Annotated in this window: 29 protein-coding genes; 24 read left to right on the top strand and 5 right to left on the bottom strand. The window is 38.7% G+C overall.

What is annotated here, in order from left to right; all coding sequences use genetic code 11:
• The first annotated feature begins 29 nt into the window (after window positions 1–29).
• Both galE and QM374_RS06485 read left to right on the top strand, forming a co-directional pair.
• Window positions 30–1,049, top strand: a complete 1,020-nt coding sequence (galE, locus tag QM374_RS06480; RefSeq protein ID WP_414311218.1) for a UDP-glucose 4-epimerase GalE — start codon at window positions 30–32, stop codon at window positions 1,047–1,049.
• On the top strand, window positions 1,033–1,983 hold the full coding sequence (locus tag QM374_RS06485; protein ID WP_414311219.1) for a glycosyltransferase family 2 protein: 951 nt from the start codon (window positions 1,033–1,035) through the stop codon (window positions 1,981–1,983). The genes galE and QM374_RS06485 overlap by 17 nt, the downstream gene beginning before the upstream one ends.
• A gap of 102 nt (window positions 1,984–2,085) precedes the next feature.
• Here QM374_RS06485 and QM374_RS06490 read toward each other — a convergent pair whose 3' ends face one another.
• Entirely contained in the window at window positions 2,086–2,283 is a 198-nt protein-coding gene (locus QM374_RS06490; RefSeq protein ID WP_075230460.1) for a ferredoxin, read from the bottom strand.
• Between the two features lie 45 nt (window positions 2,284–2,328).
• Here QM374_RS06490 and QM374_RS06495 point away from each other — a divergent pair, with 45 nt between their 5' ends.
• From QM374_RS06495 to pdxT, 6 genes are all read left to right on the top strand, one after another.
• A complete protein-coding gene (locus tag QM374_RS06495) occupies window positions 2,329–2,817 on the top strand; it encodes an SAG1386/EF1546 family surface-associated protein (RefSeq protein ID WP_281334601.1) in 489 nt (162 codons plus the stop codon).
• An 8-nt stretch (window positions 2,818–2,825) separates the two neighbouring features.
• Window positions 2,826–3,497 (top strand): (d)CMP kinase, encoded by a 672-nt coding sequence (gene cmk, locus QM374_RS06500; RefSeq protein ID WP_414311220.1) that lies wholly within the window; start codon window positions 2,826–2,828, stop codon window positions 3,495–3,497.
• Window positions 3,498–3,635: 138 nt separating this feature from the next.
• Window positions 3,636–3,974, top strand: coding sequence for a zinc ribbon domain-containing protein YjdM (locus QM374_RS06505; protein ID WP_045762909.1), 339 nt, complete (start codon window positions 3,636–3,638; stop codon window positions 3,972–3,974).
• Window positions 3,975–3,976: 2 nt separating this feature from the next.
• Window positions 3,977–4,609: a Pr6Pr family membrane protein gene (locus QM374_RS06510; protein WP_414311221.1), complete on the top strand. Its 633-nt coding sequence runs from the start codon at window positions 3,977–3,979 to the stop codon at window positions 4,607–4,609.
• Between the two features lie 138 nt (window positions 4,610–4,747).
• Window positions 4,748–5,623 carry a pyridoxal 5'-phosphate synthase lyase subunit PdxS gene (gene pdxS / locus QM374_RS06515; RefSeq protein ID WP_314945437.1) on the top strand — a complete coding sequence of 292 codons (876 nt, stop codon included), beginning with the start codon at window positions 4,748–4,750 and terminating at the stop codon, window positions 5,621–5,623.
• A complete protein-coding gene (pdxT, locus tag QM374_RS06520) occupies window positions 5,624–6,196 on the top strand; it encodes a pyridoxal 5'-phosphate synthase glutaminase subunit PdxT (protein ID WP_414311222.1) in 573 nt (190 codons plus the stop codon).
• Between the two features lie 31 nt (window positions 6,197–6,227).
• On the opposite strand, the gene trhA is transcribed toward pdxT, so the two are convergent.
• Both trhA and QM374_RS06530 read right to left on the bottom strand, forming a co-directional pair.
• Complete coding sequence (trhA, locus tag QM374_RS06525) at window positions 6,228–6,875, bottom strand: PAQR family membrane homeostasis protein TrhA (protein ID WP_414311223.1); 648 nt, start codon at window positions 6,873–6,875, stop codon at window positions 6,228–6,230.
• A complete protein-coding gene (locus QM374_RS06530; RefSeq protein WP_414311224.1) occupies window positions 6,865–7,320 on the bottom strand; it encodes a DUF1836 domain-containing protein in 456 nt (151 codons plus the stop codon). The genes trhA and QM374_RS06530 overlap by 11 nt, the downstream gene beginning before the upstream one ends.
• 134 nt (window positions 7,321–7,454) lie before the next feature.
• On the opposite strand from QM374_RS06530, the gene QM374_RS06535 reads away from it, so the two are divergent.
• From QM374_RS06535 to trxB, 7 genes are all read left to right on the top strand, one after another.
• Window positions 7,455–7,955, top strand: coding sequence for an N-acetyltransferase family protein (locus QM374_RS06535; RefSeq protein WP_414311225.1), 501 nt, complete (start codon window positions 7,455–7,457; stop codon window positions 7,953–7,955).
• Window positions 7,956–7,968: 13 nt separating this feature from the next.
• Window positions 7,969–8,460, top strand: a complete 492-nt coding sequence (locus QM374_RS06540) for a methylated-DNA--[protein]-cysteine S-methyltransferase (protein ID WP_414311226.1) — start codon at window positions 7,969–7,971, stop codon at window positions 8,458–8,460.
• 12 nt (window positions 8,461–8,472) lie between these two features.
• Complete coding sequence (locus tag QM374_RS06545; protein WP_414311227.1) at window positions 8,473–8,829, top strand: Spx/MgsR family RNA polymerase-binding regulatory protein; 357 nt, start codon at window positions 8,473–8,475, stop codon at window positions 8,827–8,829.
• A 156-nt stretch (window positions 8,830–8,985) separates the two neighbouring features.
• Window positions 8,986–9,786, top strand: coding sequence for an amino acid ABC transporter permease (locus QM374_RS06550; RefSeq protein WP_414311228.1), 801 nt, complete (start codon window positions 8,986–8,988; stop codon window positions 9,784–9,786).
• Entirely contained in the window at window positions 9,786–10,529 is a 744-nt protein-coding gene (locus tag QM374_RS06555; protein ID WP_311522753.1) for an amino acid ABC transporter ATP-binding protein, read from the top strand. Before QM374_RS06550 ends, QM374_RS06555 begins: the two co-directional genes overlap by 1 nt.
• A gap of 79 nt (window positions 10,530–10,608) precedes the next feature.
• On the top strand, window positions 10,609–10,833 hold the full coding sequence (locus tag QM374_RS06560) for a DUF4059 family protein (protein WP_000960970.1): 225 nt from the start codon (window positions 10,609–10,611) through the stop codon (window positions 10,831–10,833).
• Between the two features lie 65 nt (window positions 10,834–10,898).
• Entirely contained in the window at window positions 10,899–11,810 is a 912-nt protein-coding gene (trxB, locus tag QM374_RS06565; RefSeq protein WP_414311229.1) for a thioredoxin-disulfide reductase, read from the top strand.
• Window positions 11,811–11,842: 32 nt separating this feature from the next.
• Here the strand turns inward: trxB and rlmB are convergent, their stop codons facing one another.
• Both rlmB and def read right to left on the bottom strand, forming a co-directional pair.
• Complete coding sequence (gene rlmB, locus QM374_RS06570; protein ID WP_414311230.1) at window positions 11,843–12,571, bottom strand: 23S rRNA (guanosine(2251)-2'-O)-methyltransferase RlmB; 729 nt, start codon at window positions 12,569–12,571, stop codon at window positions 11,843–11,845.
• 43 nt (window positions 12,572–12,614) lie between these two features.
• On the bottom strand, window positions 12,615–13,226 hold the full coding sequence (def, locus tag QM374_RS06575; RefSeq protein ID WP_414311231.1) for a peptide deformylase: 612 nt from the start codon (window positions 13,224–13,226) through the stop codon (window positions 12,615–12,617).
• Between the two features lie 159 nt (window positions 13,227–13,385).
• Between def and QM374_RS06580 the strand changes: the two genes are divergently transcribed.
• The 9 genes from QM374_RS06580 (at window position 13,386) to QM374_RS06620 (ending at window position 20,750) form a co-directional block, all read left to right on the top strand.
• Window positions 13,386–14,711 (top strand): CapA family protein, encoded by a 1,326-nt coding sequence (locus QM374_RS06580; RefSeq protein WP_414311232.1) that lies wholly within the window; start codon window positions 13,386–13,388, stop codon window positions 14,709–14,711.
• 21 nt (window positions 14,712–14,732) lie between these two features.
• Window positions 14,733–15,560, top strand: coding sequence for an HAD family hydrolase (locus QM374_RS06585; RefSeq protein ID WP_414311233.1), 828 nt, complete (start codon window positions 14,733–14,735; stop codon window positions 15,558–15,560).
• 1 nt (window position 15,561) lies between these two features.
• A complete protein-coding gene (locus QM374_RS06590) occupies window positions 15,562–16,197 on the top strand; it encodes an SGNH/GDSL hydrolase family protein (protein WP_315639327.1) in 636 nt (211 codons plus the stop codon).
• A 523-nt stretch (window positions 16,198–16,720) separates the two neighbouring features.
• Window positions 16,721–17,428: a glucosamine-6-phosphate deaminase gene (locus QM374_RS06595; protein ID WP_049526994.1), complete on the top strand. Its 708-nt coding sequence runs from the start codon at window positions 16,721–16,723 to the stop codon at window positions 17,426–17,428.
• A 503-nt stretch (window positions 17,429–17,931) separates the two neighbouring features.
• Entirely contained in the window at window positions 17,932–18,108 is a 177-nt protein-coding gene (rpsU, locus tag QM374_RS06600) for a 30S ribosomal protein S21 (RefSeq protein WP_000048054.1), read from the top strand.
• A gap of 129 nt (window positions 18,109–18,237) precedes the next feature.
• Window positions 18,238–19,173 carry an HPr(Ser) kinase/phosphatase gene (gene hprK / locus QM374_RS06605; RefSeq protein WP_194251822.1) on the top strand — a complete coding sequence of 312 codons (936 nt, stop codon included), beginning with the start codon at window positions 18,238–18,240 and terminating at the stop codon, window positions 19,171–19,173.
• Window positions 19,166–19,954, top strand: coding sequence for a prolipoprotein diacylglyceryl transferase (gene lgt, locus QM374_RS06610; protein WP_075231806.1), 789 nt, complete (start codon window positions 19,166–19,168; stop codon window positions 19,952–19,954). The genes hprK and lgt overlap by 8 nt, the downstream gene beginning before the upstream one ends.
• Before the next feature lies 1 nt (window position 19,955).
• Window positions 19,956–20,339 (top strand): DUF948 domain-containing protein, encoded by a 384-nt coding sequence (locus QM374_RS06615; protein WP_410530676.1) that lies wholly within the window; start codon window positions 19,956–19,958, stop codon window positions 20,337–20,339.
• A 15-nt stretch (window positions 20,340–20,354) separates the two neighbouring features.
• The gene (locus QM374_RS06620; protein ID WP_301560024.1) at window positions 20,355–20,750 is read left to right on the top strand and encodes a YtxH domain-containing protein; all 396 of its coding nucleotides are present in this window, start codon (window positions 20,355–20,357) and stop codon (window positions 20,748–20,750) included.
• Window positions 20,751–20,971: the final 221 nt, after the last annotated feature.

The raw sequence follows: 20,971 nt of genomic DNA on the forward strand, positions 1-20,971 counted from the left end.
AAAAATAATCCAAGAATTGAGGAAATAAAATGCAAGAAAAAATTCTGGTAACAGGTGGAGCAGGTTTTATCGGAACTCACACTGTCATCGAACTGGTCCAAGCTGGACACCAAGTAGTTGTCGTGGATAATTTGGTAAATAGTAGTCGTAAAAGTCTTGAAGTAGTCGAAAGAATCACTGGGGTAGAAATTCCTTTCTACGAAGCAGATATTCGTGATACGGAAACTCTTCGTGATATTTTCAAGCAAGAAGAACCAACAGGAGTCATCCATTTTGCTGGTTTGAAGGCTGTAGGGGAATCTACACGTATCCCACTAGCCTACTATGATAACAATATTGCTGGAACTGTCAGTCTATTGAAAGTTATGGAAGAGACTAACTGTAAGAATATCATCTTCAGCTCATCAGCAACTGTTTATGGAGATCCTCATACAGTCCCAATCTTAGAAGATTTCCCTCTTTCAGCTACTAACCCTTATGGTCGTACCAAGCTAATGCTTGAGGAAATCTTGACAGATATCTATAAAGCCGATTCAGAATGGAACGTTGTGTTGCTTCGTTATTTCAACCCAATTGGTGCACATAAGAGTGGTGATTTGGGTGAAAATCCAAACGGTATTCCAAATAACCTTCTTCCATATGTGACACAAGTCGCAGTTGGTAAGTTGGAACAAGTTCAGGTCTTTGGAGATGACTACGATACTGAAGATGGAACAGGTGTACGTGACTATATCCACGTTGTTGACCTAGCAAAAGGACATGTTGCAGCCCTTAAGAAGCTTCAAAAAGGTTCAGGTCTAAACATATACAACCTTGGTACAGGAAAAGGTTACTCTGTGCTTGAAATTATCCAAAATATGGAAAAAGCAGTCGGACGTCCAATTCCTTACCGTATCGTTGAACGTCGTCCGGGTGATATCGCAGCTTGCTACTCAGATCCAGCAAAAGCTAAGGAAGAGCTAGGATGGGAAGCAGAACTTGGTATTACAGAAATGTGTGAAGACGCATGGCGTTGGCAAAGCAAGCATCCAAATGGATTTGAAGACTAAGATGATGATTTCAATCATAGTCCCATGTTTAAACGAAGAGGAAGTACTTCCTCTTTTTTATCAAACTCTTGAAGCACTGATCCCAGATTTGGAAACAGAAATCGAATACATTTTTGTAGATGATGGTTCGACTGATAAGACTTTGGATCTTTTAAAGGTTTATCGAGAGAAAAATCCTGCAGTACATTATATCTCTTTCTCGCGTAATTTTGGGAAGGAAGCAGCCTTATATGCAGGTTTACAACAAGCAACAGGAGATTTGGTGGTGGTTATGGATGCAGACCTTCAGGATCCACCAAGCCTCTTGCTTGAGATGAAGGAACTACTAGATCAGAATCCAGACTTGGACTGCGTTGGAACACGCAGAACCAGTCGAGAGGGTGAGCCCTTTTTACGTAGTTTCTGCGCCGATCTTTTTTATCGTTTTATGCAAAAAATTAGCCCAGTAGCTCTTCCATCGGGTGTTCGTGATTTTCGGATGATGAGAAGATCAGTTGTGGATGCAGTGTTAGAATTGACAGAATACAATCGCTTTTCCAAAGGACTCTTTGCCTGGGTTGGTTTCCGTACTCACTATCTAAAATACCCTAATGTTGAAAGGCAGGCAGGTAAGACAAGTTGGAGTTTTAGACAACTCTTTTTCTACTCTATCGAAGGGATTGTGAATTTTTCAGATTTCCCTTTAATATTAGCCTTTGTTGCTGGCCTTTCGTCGTGTTTTCTGGCTTTGGTGATGACCTTGTTTGTAGTTGTCCGTACTCTCGTACTGGGCAATCCAACTTCTGGTTGGACCTCTCTGATGGCTGTCATTCTATTTCTTGGTGGTGTCCAATTATTGACGATTGGTATTCTCGGAAAATATATCAGTAAAATTTATATGGAAACGAAAAAAAGACCCCTCTATCTGATAAAAGAACAGAGTGAGTCAAACTAAGATTTGCTAAAAATAAGTCCTTCAAAAGACTATAATTTTCTGGAAAAATATGCTAAACTAGAGGAAGTGGGATTTGGAAATTGAATCACCACTGATGACAAATTAATCTTTGATGAGCGCGCGAGTGGGACACTGTTTTACAGCTTCCAGTAGCTCTTCACTAGCTGGGATGTCTCTCTCTAGTAGATTCGGATCATCATAGAAACGCACAATACCATTATCATGGTAATCAAATAAATCAGAATAGGTTTGGCATAGACCGCAGGCAATGCATCGTTCAGGTATAAGTGTGATTTTCATATTTATATTGTAATAAGAAATTAGAAAAAAAACAAGGAGTAAGGTATGGAAAAGGAACCATGGCAAGAAGATATTTACGACATCGAGGAAAGTCGTTCGGAACGAAGAAGTAGAGGAAATAAGGGAACAGGAGTGGTAGCCAACCGTATTCTAACCATTTTGGCTTGTATTTTCTTTGTTATCGTTGTCGGTATGATTGCTGTTTTAATCTACCTGTCATCTGGTGGAAGTGATCGTACAGCAGCCTTGAAAGATTTTCATGATTCTTCTGCGCCTAAGGTAGAGGAAGTTTCTTCAACATCATCAAGTAGTTCAGTTGAAGTATCAAGTTCTGAAGCAGGATCAACTTCTTCAAGTAGTTCAGAGGAACATACAAATGCTGAGGGAACCATTACTGTCCTTGCAGGTGAAGGTGAAGCAGCTATTGCAGCTAGAGCAGGCATTTCTATTGCCCAGCTTGAAGCCTTGAACCCTGGTCATATGTCTTCAGGAACTTGGTTTGCAAATCCTGGTGATGTCCTTAAGACAAGATAGGAGTTAGAATGAAAACAATTCAGATCGCTATTGATGGACCAGCATCCAGTGGTAAAAGTACAGTAGCTAAGATTATCGCTAAGGACTTTGGCTATACTTATCTGGATACAGGTGCCATGTATCGTGCTGCGACTTACATCGCTTTGAACAACCAAGTAAGTCCAGAAGAGTCTTCTCGACTTCTTGAATTATTGGAACAATATCCGATTAGCTTTGGTCGTGCTGAAACAGGGGAACAGCTTGTTTTTGTTGGAGACGTTGATGTTACCAATCCAATCCGTGAAAATGAAGTAACCAATGCTGTATCTGCTTTTGCAGCCATTCCAGCTATTCGTGAAAAATTGGTAGCCCTTCAACAAGAAATTGCCCAACAAGGCGGAATCGTCATGGATGGTCGAGATATTGGTACAGTTGTATTACCTCAAGCTGAATTGAAGATTTTTCTTGTTGCTTCAGTGGATGAACGTGCAGAACGACGTTATAAGGAAAATCTTTCAAAGGGGATCGAAACAGATTTGGAAACTTTGAAAGAAGAGATTGCTGCGCGTGATTATAAAGATAGTCATCGTGAAACTTCTCCTCTTAAGCAGGCAGATGATGCAATCTATTTGGACACAACAGGGCTAAGTATTTTAGAAGTTGTCGAAAAAATTAAATCAGAAGCAGTCAAACATTTTTAATTGAAATTTTAACCGATTGACCACGATAGTGGTGAGTCGGTTTTTTAGCAATTTGTCAAATTTTTAATTTTAAGGTATAATAGTCTTTGTTAACGAAAATTTGACATTCAAACCATCATGAAAATAGAAGGAGATAAGATGAACAATCTACCAAATTGCCCAAAATGTAATTCAGAATATGTCTATGAAGACGGAGCCTTGCTAGTCTGCCCAGAGTGTGCTTATGAATGGAATCCTGCTGAGCAAGCTGAGGTTGAAGAAGGCCTTGTTGCTATCGACGCTAATGGAAATAAATTGGCTGACGGTGATACAGTAACCTTGATCAAAGACCTTAAGGTAAAAGGTGCTCCAAAAGACCTTAAGCAAGGGACACGTGTTAAAAATATCCGTATTGTTGAAGGTGACCACAACATCGATTGTAAGATTGATGGTTTTGGTGCTATGAAATTGAAATCAGAATTTGTTAAAAAGATCTAATCATGACTGCTTGGAATAAAATAATTTTTTTCAGTCGGGCTTTTATGTTTTTAGCAGCATTTACAGGTATTTATCTGGAAATTACCAAGCACGGTGGTTTCGGAATGTTGCTCTACTATACAGTGCTTTCCAACCTCTTGGTGATGATTTTTACAGGTTATCTTTTATGGAAGATGCGACGTGAGGGTGATTATTGGCAAAGTTCAAGTCTTTTGCGACTCAAGGGTGGTATCACCATGAGTATCATGATTACCTGTGTCATCTATCATTTCATGTTGGCTCCCTTGACAAAAGATTTTTACCGTTTGGAAAACTTCCTTTGCCATTATATCGTACCCCTCTGGTTTCTAGTTGATACCATCATTTTTGATAAGAGTCGTCAATATAAGTGGTTTGATCCTATTGTATGGACAGTTTTACCACTGCTCTATATGGGATTTGCAATCTTAAACGGCTTTGTTCTAAAGATGGACGTTCCTAACGCTAAGGATAGTCCCTTCCCTTATTTCTTCTTGAATGCCAATAAATATGGTTGGGGATTTGTCTTTAGATGGGCAGCCATTATCTTTGTTGCCTACATGGTTTCAGGATATCTGTTTTATCTTGTTAAAAACATTAAAAAATTTAAGAAATAAGAGTACCTTATATGGGTACTTTTTTTGATGATTGATATAATTGTACCCGGACAAATCAATTTTTTTTATCTTGTTCTTGAGTCATTTCTACCTTACAATAAAACTGTAGCTACCAATACAACTATTGAGGAAGAGAAAATGACTGAAAATCGTTATGAATTAAATAAAAATTTGGCACAGATGCTTAAAGGTGGCGTCATCATGGATGTTCAAAATCCTGAACAAGCAAGAATTGCAGAGGCTGCAGGTGCAGCAGCGGTTATGGCCTTGGAGCGAATCCCAGCGGATATTCGTGCAGCTGGTGGTGTCTCTCGCATGAGCGACCCTAAGATGATCAAGGAAATTCAAGAAGCAGTCAGCATTCCAGTTATGGCCAAGGTTCGAATTGGGCATTTTGTCGAAGCACAGATTTTAGAAGCCATCGAGATTGACTATATCGATGAGAGTGAAGTGTTATCTCCAGCTGACGATCGTTTTCATGTGGACAAGAAAGAATTTCAAGTTCCTTTTGTTTGTGGTGCAAAAGACTTGGGTGAAGCCTTGCGTCGTATTGCTGAAGGAGCATCGATGATCCGTACAAAAGGAGAGCCAGGAACAGGAGACATCGTTCAGGCAGTCCGCCATATGCGTATGATGAATCAAGAAATCCGCCGCATTCAAAATCTCCGTGAAGATGAGCTCTATGTCGCAGCAAAAGAACTCCAAGTTCCAGTAGAATTAGTTCAATATGTTCACGAACATGGGAAATTACCAGTTGTCAACTTTGCAGCTGGAGGAGTTGCAACACCAGCAGATGCTGCTCTCATGATGCAGCTAGGTGCAGAAGGTGTCTTTGTTGGTTCAGGGATTTTCAAGTCAGGTGATCCTGTTAAACGTGCGACAGCAATTGTCAAGGCAGTCACAAACTATCAAAATCCTCAAATTTTAGCTCAAATCTCAGAAGATTTGGGAGAAGCCATGGTTGGTATCAATGAGAATGAAATCCAAATTCTCATGGCTGAGCGAGGAAAATAGATGAAAATTGGAATATTGGCCTTGCAAGGTGCCTTTGTAGAGCATGAGAAAGTCCTTGCAAAACTAGGAGTAGAAAGTATTGAACTGCGAAATCTTGAAGACTTTCAACAACATCAGAGTGACTTGTCAGGTTTGATTTTACCTGGCGGTGAGTCGACAGCTATGGGAAAACTCCTACGTGATCAGAATATGCTACTCCCTCTAAGAGAGGCTATTCTCAATGGTTTACCAGTCTTTGGAACTTGTGCAGGTTTGATCTTGCTAGCGAGTCAAATCACTTCTCAAGAGGAAAGTCATCTAGCGACTATGGATATAATAGTTGAGCGCAATGCCTATGGACGTCAGCTAGGAAGCTTTTATACCGAAGCAGAATGTAAGGGTGTTGGCAAAATTCCCATGACCTTTATCCGTGGACCTATTATTAGTGAAGTTGGTAAGGGTGTTGATGTTCTGGCAGTAGTGAATCATCAAATCGTTGCTGCTCAAGAAAAGAATATGCTAGTGACTTCATTTCATCCGGAATTGACAAATGATCTTCGCTTGCATCAATACTTTATCAATATGTGCAAATAAAAATAGGTCGAGATTTTGTCTCGACCTATTTTTACATGTAATAAACAATGGCAATGTATTGGAGAGCGGAAGCTGCCAGAATGAAGAGGTGCCAGATCATGTGGAAGTAAGGTTTCTTCTTAGCATAAAATCCAGCACCAACTGTATAACAAAGACCACCTGATACCATAAGAGTCCAAAAGATTGGATTTGTTTGACTGATGATTGCTGGTAGGATAGCCACAACTAACCAACCCATGATGAGGTAGAGCAACAGACTAAATTTTTCATTGACTTTTTTGGCAAATATTTTATAAAGAATACCGAAAATAGTTGTTCCCCACTGAATGGCGATAATCAGATAACCAAACCAGTTATTCATCAAGGTCGAAACGACAGGAGTATAAGAACCAGCAATCGCAACATAAATCATGGAATGGTCGATAATGCGTAAGACATACTTATGAGTGGAACCATACGCCATAGAATGATAAATGGTCGATGAAAGGAACATGAGAAAGAGGCTAATAACGAAAATCGACACCCCAATCGATGATAAAAATCCATGAACTTCATAACTATAAGTCGATGAGATAGGGAGCAAAATCAGCATGATAAGTGCCCCTACAGCATGGGTGACACTGTTTGCTATTTCTTCTCCAAAACTAAGGCGTTTACTGAGTTTAAAACTAGTATTCATTTGTTTCCTCCTCTTCATTTTCTGTATAGACTAGTGCTAGTGTTTGATGATAGAGTTTGACCGTTTGGCAGCTTGCTTGGATAATAGGATTGGCTGGGTCTAGGTCCTCATTCATATAGTCTACAAAAGCATTGTAAAGTTCTTCTGAGTTAGTCTCTGTGTGTAGGCTATTCAGGGTTTGGGCAATTTCCTGGATTGAAAAAACAGACTTGAGCGTTGTGATAGCAATCAATCGGGCGATTTGTCTGCGTTGGTATTTTTTCTTTTCAGGTTTGCTGATATAGCCGTGTTTGACATAGTTGTTCACCATTGATGCAGTTAAACCTTTCTCTTTAGCAAGAGAAATAGGGGAACAAACTTTATTTACATAAAGTAGGACCTGGTCCAAATAGAGATCAATGTTTGGAATTTCGTCCCATTCTGGGTAGGAAAAAGTAGATTTCATTTCCAACTCCTGATTATCTAGTTTCGATAACTAGATTATAAAATAATAGAAATCAAAAGTCAAGTTTTAACTGCTTGTAGAAAGCCTTAAATTATGCTATGATGAGAGAAACTAGTCAGAAAAGAGGAGATAAGATGGAAATTCGTTTAGCCTTTCCAAACGAAGTAGATGCAATTATGCAAGTGATTGAGGAAGCTAAAAAATGCTTGGCGGAAGCTGGTAGCACTCAGTGGCAAAATGGTTACCCAAATACTGATACGATTATCGAAGATATTATCTCAGGTCAGGCTTATGTAGCCCTGGAAGAAGGAGAGCTCTTAGCTTATGCAGCAGTAACCAAGAGTCCAGAAAAAGCCTATGAAGCCATTTATGATGGAAGCTGGGAAGGAAGAGAAACAGAATACTTAGTATTTCATCGTATCGCAGTTGTCAGTGATGTGCAAGGTCAAGGTGTTGCTCAGACCTTTTTGGAAGGCTTGATTGAAGGCTTTGATTACCTGGATTTTCGTTCAGATACACATGCTAAAAACAAGGCCATGCAGCATATCTTTGAAAAACTTGGCTTTAAACAGGTCGGTAAAGTTCCAGTAGATGGGGAACGTTTGGCCTATCAAAAATTAAAATCAAATGCCTAAGCAGTATGCAAAGATGCTGTACAAGTCTCCGATTGGGATCTTATCTTTGGTAGCAGATGATCGCTATCTGTTTGGAATATGGGTTGAAGCACAGAGCCATTTTGAGAGAGGTTTGTCGCTAGGTAATCTAGTTGAGGTGAAAAGTCATCCCATCTTAAATCAGATTACTAGCTATTTAGATGCTTATTTTAAAGGACAAAACCAAGATTTGTCTCAGTTACCTTTGGCTCCTGTTGGTAGTGACTTTGAAAAAAGAGTCTGGAACTACTTGAGGGGAATTCCTTTCGGTCAGACAGTTACTTATGGACAGATAGCTAAGGACTTGCAGATAGCTTCGGCTCAGGCAATCGGAGGTGCTGTGGGGCGCAACCCATGGTCTATCCTAGTACCTTGTCACCGCGTATTAGGTGCAGGTAATCGTCTAACGGGCTATGCTTCAGGAATTGACAAGAAGGCTTGGCTCTTGAAGCATGAAGGTGCAGTATTTCAAGAGAATAAGGAATAGAAAGAAAAGAAAATGTTAGAATTTATCGAATACCCAAAATGTACAACTTGTAAGAAAGCAAAAAAGGAGTTAGATCAACTCGGGTTAGAGTATAAAGATGTTCATATTGTAGAAGAAACTCCGAGCGAGGAGGTCATTTTAAACTGGCTTGAAACTTCAGGATTTGAGTTGAAGCAATTTTTCAATACCAGTGGAATTAAATACCGTGAACTGGGCTTAAAAGATAAGGTTGGGACTATATCCAAAAAAGAAGCAGCCAAACTCTTGGCCAGTGATGGTATGTTATTAAAACGTCCAATATTAGTGGAGAATGGTGTTGTTAAACAAATTGGCTATCGTAAAACCTACGACAACTTAGATTTGAAATAGTTTTTTTCTATCTCCTTGATAGGTAAAATATATAACCTCACACTTTTAAAGTATGATAAACTAGTAGGTAGACAAAGTCTCTTCTGCACGTAGCAAATATTTTAAATCTAGGCAGAAGTATGATAGAATGATTCATTATCAGGAGAGGATGTTTCTATGAATGTTACAACACTTTTAGCATCAGATTGGTATCAAAACTTGATGCAGTATATTCCAGACGGCAAACTGTTTAGTTTTCGTTCTGTCTTTGATGGGATTCCAAGAATTGTACAACAATTGCCAACAACATTGATGTTGACAGTATTTGGTGCTTTTTTTGGTATCATCTTGGCCTTGGTTTTTGCTATTGTAAAAATTAATCGCGTTAGAATTCTTTATCCATTACAAGCATTCTTTGTTAGTTTCTTAAAAGGGACACCAATCCTAGTGCAGCTGATGTTGACTTACTATGGAATTCCTCTAGCATTAAAAGCGTTGAATCAACAATGGGGAACTGCTTTTAATGTTAATGCGATTCCGGCTGCAGCTTTTGCCATTGTAGCTTTTGCCTTTAATGAAGCAGCCTACGCTAGTGAAACTATCCGTGCAGCCATTCTTTCTGTAAATCCTGGAGAGATTGAAGCCGCTCGTAGTCTTGGGATGACACGTGCTCAAGTCTATCGTCGTGTGATTATTCCAAATGCAGCGGTAGTAGCGACTCCAACCTTGATTAACTCCCTAATCGGTTTGACTAAGGGTACTTCCCTAGCCTTTAGTGCTGGTGTTGTAGAAGTCTTTGCCCAAGCTCAGATTTTGGGTGGTGCAGACTACCGTTACTTCGAACGTTTCATCTCAGTTGCTCTTGTATACTGGGTGGTAAATATCGCTATTGAAAATCTTGGTCGCTTTATTGAGAGAAAAATGGCCATCGAAGCACCAGATAATGCGAAAACAGATGTGAAAGGAGACCTTCGCTAATGATTAAGATTTCAAATTTAAGCAAATCCTTTTCAGGTCAAACCGTCTTGGATCATCTGAATTTAGATATTCAAAAAGGGGAAGTAGTGGCTTTGATTGGTTCATCAGGAGCGGGAAAATCAACCTTTCTTCGTAGCCTAAATTATCTGGAAACACCTGATAGTGGAAGTATTCAGATTGATGACTTTAAAGTCGACTTTTCTCAAATCACTCAAGAAGAAATCCTGACTCTTCGTCGCAAGTTGTCTATGGTGTTCCAACAGTTCAACTTATTTGAACGTAGAACAGCCTTAGACAATGTCAAGGAAGGTTTAGTAGTTGTCAAGAAATTATCCGACGAAGAAGCAACTAAGATTGCCAAAGAAGAGCTAGCTAAGGTTGGTCTTTCAGATCGTCAACAGCACTATCCTCGCCACTTATCAGGTGGACAAAAACAACGGGTAGCTTTGGCGCGTGCTTTAGCCATGAAGCCAGCAATCTTGCTCTTGGATGAACCTACTTCAGCCCTTGATCCAGAATTAGTTGGTGAGGTAGAACGATCTATTGCTAATGCTGCCAAATCAGGTCAAACCATGATTTTAGTCAGTCACGATATGTCCTTTGTTTCTCAGGTAGCTGATAAGGTTTTGTTCTTGGATAAAGGAAAGATTATTGAGTCTGGAACACCAGATGAGATTATCAATCATCCTAAAGAAGAACGAACAAAAGAATTCTTTGCTAGTTACAAACGGACCTATATTTGATATAATAGAAGATAAGAAAGACTCAGTTGGCTAGGCTAACTGGGTTTGCTCTTTAAAATTAATAGAAATGAGAGAGAGCATGCTAGTTCAGCTATTTGCTTTGTATTTAGAGAGTTTAGTGTTGACAATTCTACTGGTCTTGATTATTTTGGGACTCTGGATTGGACTTAGAGCTCTGTCGGGGGTTGACAAAACTGCTAAAGCACGTCAAGCCCATCTCTACGATATGATTATGATTGGAGTTTTGACCATTCCAGTATTATCATTTGCAACCATGAGCATCTTGTTGGTTCTCAAGGCTTAATAGTTGTAAAATGGGATTTAATCCGTTAGAATAAAAATAGTTACAACAAGAAAGAAGGAAAGAGAATGTACGATACGATTATTATCGGTGCAGGCCCTGCTGGGATGACTGCAGCCTTGTATGCAGCACGCAGTAATCTGAAAGTGGCTTTGATTGAAGGTGGACTTCCAGGAGGTCAGATGAATAATACTTCTGACATTGAAAACTATCCAGGTTATGCTAATATCAGTGGCCCAGAATTAGCAGAAAAGATGTTTGAACCTCTTGAAAATTTGGGTGTTGAGCATCTCTATGGCTTCGTTGAAAATGTTGAGGACCATGGCGAATTAAAAAAAGTCGTAACAGACGACCAAGTTTATGAAACTCGCACAGTTATCGTAGCGACAGGTTCTAAGCACCGTCTATTGGATGTTCCAGGCGAAGAAGAACTCAATAGCCGTGGTGTTTCTTACTGTGCGGTTTGTGATGGCGCCTTTTTCCGCGACCAAGATTTGTTGGTCGTAGGTGGAGGTGACTCAGCAGTTGAAGAAGCAATCTTCTTAACACGATTTGCTAAGTCTGTAACTATCATTCACCGTCGTGATGAGCTTCGTGCTCAAAAAGTCTTGCAAGATAGAGCTTTTGCCAATGAAAAAATCAACTTTATTTGGGATTCGGTTGTCAAAGAAATCAAGGGTGAAAATCGTGTTGAGTCGGTTGCCATTGAAAATGTAAAAACAGGACAAGTGACAGAACAAGCCTTTGGTGGTGTCTTCATCTATGTTGGATTGGACCCTGTTAGTGACTTCGTCCAAGAGTTGCAGATTCGAGACCAAGCGGGTTGGATTGTGACAGATGATCACATGAAGACAAGTGTTGCTGGTGTCTTTGCAGTTGGGGATGTTCGTCAGAAAGACCTTCGTCAAGTTACAACAGCAGTTGGGGATGGTGCTATTGCAGGTCAAGAAGCCTATAAATATATCATTGAACATAATTAAAAAAATTTCCAATCAAACGATTGGAAACTTTTTTATAATCGATTTCGGAAGACTTCGTACATGAGAATAGCAGCAGCAACACTGGCATTGAGGCTTTGTACATGTCCATTCATTGGAATAGTTATCATCTCGTCCACTTGCTTCTTGATGTTACTTGAAATACCTTTTCCTTCATTTCCGATAATGAGAGCAACTTTGCCACTTGTATTCCATTTATGGCAAGGTGTTCCGTTCATATCAGTACCGAATGTCCAGAAGCCTTCATCCTTGAGTTTGTCCAAGGTTTGGCTGAGATTGGTCACGCGAGCGATTGGAACATGTTCAATCGCACCTGTTGCTGTTTTTGCTACGACAGGAGTGACGCCGACAGCTCGGTGTTTGGGAATAATAACACCTGAAACATTGGTTGCATCCGCTGTTCTCAAGATAGAACCGAGATTATGTGGGTCTGTTAAACCATCAAGAATTAGCAGTAGTGGGTTTTCTTCTTGGCTTGTCTTAGCAAGAATGTGCTCAAGTTCAGTATAGGCAAACTCGGAAACACGCAAAACAAAACCTTGGTGAACAGCACCCTCAGTCATTTCAGAAAGTGATTTTTTTGAAGTCCAAGAGATAGATACTTTCTTTTCTGTAGCTAGTTCCTTAACCTTTTCTACATTTTTTCCTCGTAGATCATCTTGGAGATAGAGTTTATTTCCTGTGTTTGCTAAAAGTGCTTCCGTAACGGCGTGAACGCCATAGACAATATCATTTGTTTTCATGGCTCTATTATAACATAAAACCCCGTTTTTTAACGGGATTTTTTTATTCAAGAATGAGTAAACCTTCTTTGACTGCAAAGGGATCTTTTTCATTGATTCGGTCGTAAAACATAACACCATTCAAGTGGTCGATTTCATGTTGGACAACGATTGAGTTGTAGCCTTTTAGCTTGATACGATGTTTTTCGCCATCCTTGTCAAAGTAGTCAACAGTCACTCGAGCATGACGGATAACATAACCAGGTACAGCTCGATCGACTGATAGACAACCTTCTCCCTCGCCTAGAGCAGCATCTTGAACTGAGTGTGAAACAATCTTAGGATTGTACATAACAGCTTGTAAATCATAGGCTTCCTGAGGTGTTTCACCATCCTCAGTGATATTTGGAACCAAAACAGCGATGATGCGTTTTGAGATGTCCAATTGTGGTGCTGCAAGTCCAACACCTCCACGAAGACCTAACTTTTCAGCCATAACTGGGTCTTGTGAATGTTTCAAAAATTGCATCATTTTCTCACCGAGGATAATATCTTGATCACTCAATGGGAAAGTGACCTCCTCAGCAACAGCACGTAGGGTTGGATTGCCCTCGCGAATAATATCTTTCATATCGATTAAATGAGAAGCTTTTGTAATACGTTCTATAGCAGACATGTTCTCTCCTTCCTTCCATTACAATTACATGATAACACAAAACAGATGAGAAAGAAAGTCACAGAAGTTGCTAAAAAATAATATAATAAAAGGAAATACCTATTTGTCTGTGGTATAATAGAGTAAGAAATATGACTTTGAAATTATGGGAGAAAAGATATGGAACAACGTAGTAGAAAAAGAAAAAAAGGTCCTGTTCTACATGCTATTAGACATTCTGTTCGATTTTTCAGGAACTATAAGCAGTGGAACAATCGCACTTTTATTGTGGTCTTGTTAGCTTCGGTAGCTGTCTCGATGATTTTTACTTTATTAGTGGAAGGAGCTCGAGGGATTTCTTTAAGCAGTAGTGATCCAAGTTCCACACACCAACACCAACAGTCAAGTTCTCAGGAAAAGAATGCAGATACGGAGCAAGAAACAAGTGCGCGTATTATGGCAAATGGGGATTTGCTCTATCATATTCCTATTTATCGTACAGCTTTAAAAGATGACGGAAGTTATGATTTTCATGAAAATTTTGACTATGTAAAACCATGGCTCAAGCAAGCGGACTTAGTCATCGGTGATTTTGAAGGAACTGTAAATAAAGACCATTATCTCGCAGGTTACCCCTTGTTTAATGCACCTGGTGAAGTCATGGATGCTATAAAGGATGCTGGTTATCAGGTCTTAGACTTGGCTCACAATCATATCTTGGATTCTCAGATTGAGGGAGTTTTTTCAACTGCAGATGCTATCGAAAAAGCTGGAATGACACCAATTGGTGTTTATACCCATGAACCACGAGAGAAAGCACCGATAGTTATCAAGGAAGTCAATGGAATTAAAATTGCCCTTTTAGCCTATTCTTATGGTTTTAACGGCATTGAAGAATACATTTCAAAAGAAGACTATGATAATCATCTTTCTGACCTAAATGAAGACAAGATGAAGGCTGAAATTGAACGAGCAGAGAAGGAAGCGGATATTACAATTATCATGCCTCAGATGGGAATTGAGTACCAATTGGAACCAACTGAAGAGCAAAAGACTCTCTATCACAAGATGATTGATTGGGGAGCTGATATTATCTTTGGTGGCCATCCTCACGTAGTTGAGCCTGCTGAAACGGTTGAGAAAGATGGGGACAAGAAACTCATTATCTATTCTATGGGGAATTTCATCTCAAATCAGCGAATTGAGACTATGCAGGATGAGGAAAATGCAAAATGGACAGAACGTGGTGTTCTCATGGATGTGACTATTAAGAAAAAAGCAGGTAAGACTATAATTGAGACGGCTCAAGCTCATCCTAGCTGGGTTAATAGAACACCAAAAGGAACTTATTCTCCAGAAGGCTACCCACTCTATCTTTACCAAACCTATATCTTGGAAGATTTTATAGAGGGCGGGAAATACCGTAGCCAGTTAGATGAAGATACCAAGGAACGGATTGATACAGCCTATAAAGAAATGAACGAGCATGTAGGTTTGAAGTGGTAGTGACATTAAAAGAGGAGCAAGATGGATATTAAGATAATAGCGACGGATATGGACGGTACTTTGTTGGATCCTCAAGGACAACTGGACCTACCTCGACTAGAGAAAATTTTAGATCAGTTAGATCAACGTGGCGTTCGTTTTGTCATTGCAACGGGAAATGAAGTTCATCGAATGCGACAATTACTGGGACATCTAGCAGAAAGAGTGGTTCTTGTGGTTGCTAATGGTGCTCGTATATTCGAAAATGATCAATTGATTCAAGCTCAGACTTGGGATGATACTATGGTTGATAGAGCTTTAGCTCATTTTAAAGGTAGAGAATGCCAAGATCAATTTGTAGTGACCAGTATGAATGGTGGTTTTGTGAAAGAAGGCACCGTTTTTACTCAACTTGAAAATTTTATGACTCCGGAGATGATAGAGAAATTCTATCAACGAATGCACTTTGTTGATGAATTTGACTCCAGTCTCTTTGGAGGTGTCCTCAAGATGAGTATGGTTGTTGGAGAAGAACGATCAGATACGGTTTTACAGGAAATCAATGACTTGTTTGATGGTCAGGTTCGAGCTGTTTCTAGTGGCTATGGCTGTATCGATATCTTACAAGATGGGATTCATAAGGCATGGGGCCTAGAAGAATTGCTCAAGCGTTGGAACTTAAAATCTGAACAGATCATGGCTTTTGGAGACAGTGAAAATGACATTGAAATGTTGGAACTAGCAGGAATTTCTTACGCCATGGAAAATGCTGAGGAGTCTGTTAAGGAAGTTGCGACAAAAGTGGCGCCAGCCAACAGTCAGGCAGGTGTTTACCAAGTTTTAGAAAATTGGCTAGAAAGAGGAGAATAACTTGGCAGTACAGCTTTTAGAAAACTGGCTCTTAAAAGAGCAAGAGAAAATTCAAACCAAGTATCGTGAACTTAATCAAATCTCGGTAATTGAACCAGATATCATTTTTATCGGGGATTCTATTATTGAGTATTATCCCTTGCAAGAATTATTGGGAACGTCAAAAACCATTGTGAACCGAGGGGTTCGAGGCTATCAGACGGGACTTTTACGAGAAAATCTTGATGCCCACCTCTATGGCGATGCAGTGGACCAAATTGTACTATTGATTGGGACAAATGACATTGGAAAAGATGTTCCAATGAATGAAGCGCTAAACAATCTTGAGAGCGTGATTCAAACCATTTCTCGCGACTATCCACTGTCACAGATAAAGCTAGTTTCCATTTTGCCGGTCAATGAGAGTACGGACTTCAAGCAGACAGTTTATATTCGTACCAATGAGAAAATCAAGGCCTGGAATCAAGCTTATCAAGACTTAGCTTCCAGCTACATGCAGGTAGAATACGTTTCTGTTTTCGAGAACCTACTCGATCAGGAAGGACAACTCAAGGAAGACTACACAACGGATGGGCTTCACCTCAGCGTTTCTGGTTATCAAGCTTTATCAAATACTTTAAAGAAATATATTTTCTAGGTTCATTATAGATGAACAAGATTTTTTATGATTAATATTTTTTGTAAAATAAATATGTTGCTAATATTATTAAAAAAATTCTTTCAATGCTAGCAATCTCATGTTAGTTGATGATACTATTCACTTGTCGGAGGATATACTAAATAATAGACCTTGAAAGTATAGTGAAGTGAAATAAAATCTGGATAAATTGATTAAGGAAGTCAAATCAATTTCTCGCAATGTTTTAGAAGTCACAGTGCACTATTCTGTATGCAATCTACTATCTGCTCTTCATTTGACAATTCGATACAATAAAAAGCTCCATAATATCTATAGGAATTTGCCTATTACAAATATTATCGAGCTTTTTTTGGCTCTTTCCTACTATTTGTCAAGTCTATCAAGGTTTTAAGAATCAAATGAGACAAGACAGTAGCTATTTTGAGGCTACTGTCATATTTTCAACAAAAATAAATCGTTTTCACTTGACAAAAATTGGTCTATACCATATAATAAAATAAAGAATATGGAGGACAAAATTATGAAAGTTATTCAAGTGGAAAATCCAATTGAAGGTGGAAAAGTTGCTTTTGATATCTTAAAAGAAAAATTGGAAAACGGTGCACAAACATTGGGACTTGCAACAGGAAGTAGCCCTCTGGAGTTTTACCAACAAATCGTTGAGAGCGATCTTGATTTTTCAAATCTTACAAGTGTGAACTTGGATGAGTACGTAGGTCTTGATGGGGACAATCCTCAATCATATCGTTACTTCATGCAAGAAAATCTTTTCAATAAGAAACCATTTAAAGAAAGCTTCTTGCCACGTGGTGTCAAGGATAATGCAGAAGCAGAAGTAGAACGCTACAACCAAATTCTTGCTGACCATCCAGTTGACCTACAAATCTTAGGAATTGGTCGCAATGGTCATATAGGCTTTAATGAACCAGGCACACCATTTGATAGTCAAACTCACCTTGTAGAGCTTGACCAGTCTACTATCGAAGCTAACGCGCGCTTCTTTGAGAAGATTGAAGATGTTCCAACCCAAGCTATTTCAATGGGGATTAAGAACATTTTGGATGCTAAGTCTATCCTTCTATTTGCTTATGGTGAATCAAAAGCAGAAGCTATCGCTGGAACTGTTGAAGGCCCTGTGACAGAAAGTCTACCTGCAAGTAGCCTGCAAAACCATCCAGATGTGACCATTATCGCAGATGCAGCAGCACTCAGCTTGTTAAAAAAATAAGATTTTAATCATTAAAGACCATTCGATCCTATGGATTGGGTGGTTTTTTGGTTTGGGTATATTTCAAATATGATAAGGGTTGAAAATCAAAATTTTTATATTTTTTACATGAAGAAGACAAATTTGACTGTTCTTCACTTTCTGCTTTATGTCAGTATTTAGCAAAGTTAGAAACTATTAGTTTAGGTCAAGTAAAGGATTTATATTTTATTCGAGAGCAAATACTGAAACATCTTGTTGATCACGTTGGCAGCAAGGACTTATATACCATTTTTGATCTACCGTCAGATTATTGGGAGTACCTAGACCACATGGGGTTAGAAATTAAAAAATTAAGTGTTCGTTTAGAACAAACTTTAGAAGTGGAGAACTAGGCTAGACATAATGGTAAAATCTTGTAAATTTTAAATGGAATGATTTGGGAGAATTTCATTTTTTTCTTGACAATTTTCTTTATTCCGTGTAAAATAGAATAGATCTTGAACTTGAAGGGAGTGAAAAAAATGTCTAAAACAGTAGTACGTAAGAATGAATCTCTTGACGATGCTCTTCGTCGTTTCAAACGTGCAGTTACTAAAGCTGGTACTCTTCAAGAAACACGCAAACGTGAATTCTATGAAAAACCTTCTGTAAAACGTAAACGTAAGTCAGAAGCAGCTCGTAAACGTAAAAAATTCTAATTAATAAGAAAGGCTAGAGTGATCTAGTCTTTTTTGCTTTAAATAAATCCTATAAATCCTGCAAAATTCTGAAACTTCCTCCTACAATTTGATATAATAGAGGGAAGAACTTGATTGAAGGAGAAAATTATGTCGGTTTTAGTCAAAGAAGTGATTGATAAGCTCAGACTAGACATTGTCTATGGTGAGACTGAATTACTTGAAAAGAAAATCAATACTGCGGATATTACGCGACCAGGGCTTGAAATGACGGGGTATTTTGACTACTATACTCCAGAGCGGATTCAACTTTTGGGAATGAAAGAGTGGTCTTATCTGATTAGTATGTCTTCTCATAATCGCTACCAGGTTTTGAAAAAGATGTTTCAACCAGAAACACCTGCAGTTATTGTTGCGCGTGGTTTAGTAGTTCCAGAGGAAATGCTAAAGGCTGCTAGAGAATGTAAAATCGCTATTTTAACGAGTCGTACAGCAACAAGTCGTCTGTCTGGGGAATTGTCAAGTTACCTAGATTCTCGTTTGGCTGAGCGTGAAAGTGTACATGGTGTCTTGATGGATATCTATGGTATGGGTGTGCTCATTCAGGGTGACAGTGGTATTGGTAAGAGTGAGACAGGTTTAGAACTCGTGAAACGAGGACACCGTTTGGTAGCGGATGACCGTGTAGATATCTTTGCTAAGGATGAAATGACTCTCTGGGGTGAACCAGCTGAAATCTTGAAGCATTTACTTGAGATTCGTGGTGTTGGTATTATAGATGTGATGAGTCTTTATGGTGCCAGTGCAGTTAAGGATTCTTCACAAGTTCAGTTAGCTGTCTATCTAGAAAATTATGACACACAAAAGACTTTTGATCGCCTAGGCAATAATGCTGAAGAATTGGAGATTTCTGGAGTAGCCATTCCGCGTATCCGCATTCCTGTAAAAACAGGACGTAATATTTCTGTCGTTATCGAAGCAGCAGCGATGAATTATCGTGCTAAGGAAATGGGCTTTGATGCTACTCGATTGTTTGAAGAAAGATTGACAAATCTGATTGCAAAGAACGAGGTGAAAGATGATTGATCCAATTGCTTTTCAAATTGGCCCTTTAGCTGTTAGATGGTATGCACTCTGCATTGTTTCAGGTCTTGTTTTAGCGGTATACCTTGCCAGTAAAGAAGCGCCTAAAAAGAAGATTTTATCTGATGATATTTTGGACTTTATCTTAATTGCCTTTCCTTTATCCATCATTGGTGCTAGACTCTACTATGTTATTTTTAGATTTGATTACTATAGCCAACATCTGGGAGAGATTTTTGCTATTTGGAATGGTGGTCTTGCGATTTATGGCGGTTTAATTACTGGAGCGATTGTTCTCTATATCTTTGCTGATCGCAAATTAATCAATACTTGGGATTTCTTAGATATTGCAGCTCCGAGCGTCATGATTGCTCAGAGTCTAGGGCGTTGGGGAAACTTTTTTAACCAAGAAGCTTATGGAGCAGTCGTTGACAATCTAGACTATTTACCTGGTTTTATTAAGAATCAGATGTATATTGATGGCTCATACCGCCAACCAACCTTCTTATACGAATCTATCTGGAATCTGATCGGTTTTGCCTTGATTGTCATTTTTAGACGCCGATTAAAGAGTATCCGTCGTGGTCATATCACTGCCTTTTATCTAATTTGGTACGGATTTGGACGTATGATTATCGAGGGTATGCGTACGGATAGTCTCATGTTCTTTGGGCTCCGAGTATCCCAGTGGTTGTCCGCGCTATTGATTGGCCTTGGTATTTATATCATCTTTTATCAAAATCGGAAAAAAGCACCATTTTATAATGTAAAAAAGGAGAATTAAAATGTTAGAAGTGGCTTATATTTTTGTGGCAATTGCCTTGGTTGTATTTTTAGTTTATCTGATTATTACCCTTCAAAAAGTTGGTCGTGTAATCGATGAAACTGAAAAGACTGTTAAAACTTTAACATCAGATGTAGATGTAACTCTTCATCAAACAAATGAATTGCTTACAAAAGTCAACGTTCTTGTTGATGATATCAATGTCAAAGTTGCTACAATTGATCCCCTCTTTACAGCAGTTGCAGACCTTTCTGTTTCTGTTTCTGACCTAAATGAGCAAGCACGTGTTTTGAGTAAAAAAGCATCATCTGCTGGATCAAAAACTATAAAAACTGGTGCAAGTTTATCTGCCATTCGTGTTGCAAGTAAATTTTTTAAAAAATAAAAAAGGAGTTGACTAATGGGAAAACTATCATCTATCCTTTTAGGAACTGTTTCAGGTGTTGCAGCTGCCTTGTTTCTAACTAGTGACAAAGGTAAACAAGTTAGAAGCCAAGCACAAGAATTTTTAGAAGATCTAAAAGAAGATCCTGAGTATGCTAAAGAGCAGGTTTGTGAAAAATTAACGGATGTCAAAGAACAAACCAAAGAATTCGTTCTTAAAACAAAAGAGCAGATTGAATCTGGGGAAATTACTCTTGACACTGTCTTAGATAAAGCAAAATACCATGCTCAACAAGCGACTGAAGCTTCAAAAGAAACCTTGAATCATTTCAAATCACAACTAGAAGAAAAAGTAGTTGTGGAAGAAAATGGAAATGGTCAAGAAATTGTCATTGAGCTTCAAGAAAATTAACATAGAGTCACCATTCTTTGTTTTCTAGAAAATCAAGAATGGTGATTTTTTTCTTTTAAGGAATTCTTTGTGATATAATGGCAGTATAGAAAGTTCAGTATTTAGATTTCTTTCTTAATTTAGTGAAATTTTAACAGCAGGTTATTGATCTTTATACGGATGGGAAAATGGAACTAGATGATAAAATAGAAAAAGATAACCTTGTACTTTTTTACAGAGTT

Source organism: Streptococcus infantis (genome assembly GCF_047465525.1).
Lineage (GTDB): Bacteria > Bacillota > Bacilli > Lactobacillales > Streptococcaceae > Streptococcus > Streptococcus infantis_R.

Bases quoted from the DNA above. Each gene is read 5' to 3' on its own strand.
- QM374_RS06495 (WP_281334601.1), top strand. From the start codon at position 2,329: ATGGAAAAGGAACCATGGCAAGAAGATATTTACGACATCGAGGAAAGT.
- pdxT (WP_414311222.1), top strand. From the start codon at position 5,624: ATGAAAATTGGAATATTGGCCTTGCAAGGTGCCTTTGTAGAGCATGAG.
- galE (WP_414311218.1), top strand. From the start codon at position 30: ATGCAAGAAAAAATTCTGGTAACAGGTGGAGCAGGTTTTATCGGAACT.
- QM374_RS06535 (WP_414311225.1), top strand. From the start codon at position 7,455: ATGGAAATTCGTTTAGCCTTTCCAAACGAAGTAGATGCAATTATGCAA.
- lgt (WP_075231806.1), top strand. From the start codon at position 19,166: ATGATTGATCCAATTGCTTTTCAAATTGGCCCTTTAGCTGTTAGATGG.
- QM374_RS06560 (WP_000960970.1), top strand. From the start codon at position 10,609: ATGCTAGTTCAGCTATTTGCTTTGTATTTAGAGAGTTTAGTGTTGACA.
- trhA (WP_414311223.1), bottom strand. From the start codon at position 6,875: ATGAATACTAGTTTTAAACTCAGTAAACGCCTTAGTTTTGGAGAAGAA.
- QM374_RS06510 (WP_414311221.1), top strand. From the start codon at position 3,977: ATGACTGCTTGGAATAAAATAATTTTTTTCAGTCGGGCTTTTATGTTT.
- hprK (WP_194251822.1), top strand. From the start codon at position 18,238: ATGTCGGTTTTAGTCAAAGAAGTGATTGATAAGCTCAGACTAGACATT.
- trxB (WP_414311229.1), top strand. From the start codon at position 10,899: ATGTACGATACGATTATTATCGGTGCAGGCCCTGCTGGGATGACTGCA.
- cmk (WP_414311220.1), top strand. From the start codon at position 2,826: ATGAAAACAATTCAGATCGCTATTGATGGACCAGCATCCAGTGGTAAA.
- QM374_RS06490 (WP_075230460.1), bottom strand. From the start codon at position 2,283: ATGAAAATCACACTTATACCTGAACGATGCATTGCCTGCGGTCTATGC.
- rlmB (WP_414311230.1), bottom strand. From the start codon at position 12,571: ATGAAAACAAATGATATTGTCTATGGCGTTCACGCCGTTACGGAAGCA.
- rpsU (WP_000048054.1), top strand. From the start codon at position 17,932: ATGTCTAAAACAGTAGTACGTAAGAATGAATCTCTTGACGATGCTCTT.
- QM374_RS06530 (WP_414311224.1), bottom strand. From the start codon at position 7,320: ATGAAATCTACTTTTTCCTACCCAGAATGGGACGAAATTCCAAACATT.
- QM374_RS06550 (WP_414311228.1), top strand. From the start codon at position 8,986: ATGAATGTTACAACACTTTTAGCATCAGATTGGTATCAAAACTTGATG.
- def (WP_414311231.1), bottom strand. From the start codon at position 13,226: ATGTCTGCTATAGAACGTATTACAAAAGCTTCTCATTTAATCGATATG.
- QM374_RS06585 (WP_414311233.1), top strand. From the start codon at position 14,733: ATGGATATTAAGATAATAGCGACGGATATGGACGGTACTTTGTTGGAT.
- pdxS (WP_314945437.1), top strand. From the start codon at position 4,748: ATGACTGAAAATCGTTATGAATTAAATAAAAATTTGGCACAGATGCTT.
- QM374_RS06615 (WP_410530676.1), top strand. From the start codon at position 19,956: ATGTTAGAAGTGGCTTATATTTTTGTGGCAATTGCCTTGGTTGTATTT.
- QM374_RS06485 (WP_414311219.1), top strand. From the start codon at position 1,033: ATGGATTTGAAGACTAAGATGATGATTTCAATCATAGTCCCATGTTTA.
- QM374_RS06545 (WP_414311227.1), top strand. From the start codon at position 8,473: ATGTTAGAATTTATCGAATACCCAAAATGTACAACTTGTAAGAAAGCA.
- QM374_RS06505 (WP_045762909.1), top strand. From the start codon at position 3,636: ATGAACAATCTACCAAATTGCCCAAAATGTAATTCAGAATATGTCTAT.
- QM374_RS06595 (WP_049526994.1), top strand. From the start codon at position 16,721: ATGAAAGTTATTCAAGTGGAAAATCCAATTGAAGGTGGAAAAGTTGCT.
- QM374_RS06555 (WP_311522753.1), top strand. From the start codon at position 9,786: ATGATTAAGATTTCAAATTTAAGCAAATCCTTTTCAGGTCAAACCGTC.
- QM374_RS06620 (WP_301560024.1), top strand. From the start codon at position 20,355: ATGGGAAAACTATCATCTATCCTTTTAGGAACTGTTTCAGGTGTTGCA.
- QM374_RS06540 (WP_414311226.1), top strand. From the start codon at position 7,969: ATGCTGTACAAGTCTCCGATTGGGATCTTATCTTTGGTAGCAGATGAT.
- QM374_RS06580 (WP_414311232.1), top strand. From the start codon at position 13,386: ATGGAACAACGTAGTAGAAAAAGAAAAAAAGGTCCTGTTCTACATGCT.